We start from the raw sequence: 993 nt of genomic DNA, 5'->3' as shown, positions 1-993 counted from the left end.
TCGGCACGACCGATCACCAAAGCACCCGTAGGGGGCGCAGCGAGCGTCGATCGCGACCGCTGCACCGCACGCCGCAGGTTGGTGCTATCGAACTGCGCGGCTTCGAGTGCTTCCGCTCCGATCTCGGTCAGTTGGCCTTTCGGCGCCGGCTGAGCGGGCCTCTCGGCTGGCGGCGCCGGTTGGGGCCCGCGGGGCGGCAACGACTGGCTCGGATAGCCGACGGCGCGGCGCGGGCCGCTGGCCTGCTGCGGTGCCGGCTGCGGCGGGCCGCCCCGGGCGTAGCGGGGCGGGGCGGGTTGCGATCGCGCGATGCGCGGCGACGAGCCGCCGGGCGGCTGCGCGTACTCGGAGCGCACCGGTTTCGGGGCGCCGGGGCGCCTGAGGGCCTGCATCCCCTCGACCGTCGGCGGCAGCTGCCCCACCGCCCTGTCGTGGCTTTCGATCACGAAGCTCAACCGCGGCCCGTCGGGACTCCCCACGTTGATGCTCTGGCCGTCACGGATGTCGACGGCGCCCACCCGGCCGCCGTTGACGAACATCCCCGTCGGGGAGCCGTTGTCGATCGCCATCCATTTGCCGCGATCGAAGCGCAACAGCAGGTGCGCGCGGGCGATCTGCGGATGGGCCACGCGCATGTCGGCGCGCAGGTCACTTCCCACGACGACATCGTGACCGGCGGCAAAACTGCGCCGTGACCAGTTCGATTGAACCGTCAGCACGGGAGTTACGGGCCTACTCATCCACTCAGTATTCGACCCGCAATCGGTGAGCGCCAGGGTTTCGCCATATTGGTCCGCAGTTCACCGATCGTCTTTGCTGACCGGGTCCGTCGCCGCCGTGAGTGACAAGTCCGAAATCGCGCATCCATGCCACGGGTGGGTCACGACTCGATCCCAATTCACTGCGCGCCGCCGGACTGAACACCCTTGGCCAAAACGTGACCGTCACGTGGCTAAATATCAACGCGCCCTTACACTTTCGCAGCTCAGCGCA

Annotated in this window: 1 protein-coding gene; it reads right to left on the bottom strand. The window is 68.9% G+C overall.

The genetic code is table 11. The features are described 5' to 3' along the window. A partial coding sequence (locus tag A5652_RS17815; RefSeq protein ID WP_197513998.1) for an FHA domain-containing protein occupies window positions 1-740 on the bottom strand: 740 nt, incomplete at its 3' end. Window positions 741-993 lie beyond the last annotated feature (253 nt).

It is taken from the genome of Mycobacterium sp. 1165178.9 (assembly GCF_001673555.1).
GTDB lineage: Bacteria > Actinomycetota > Actinomycetes > Mycobacteriales > Mycobacteriaceae > Mycobacterium.
This window is presented reverse-complemented; position numbering and strand designations above follow the sequence as displayed.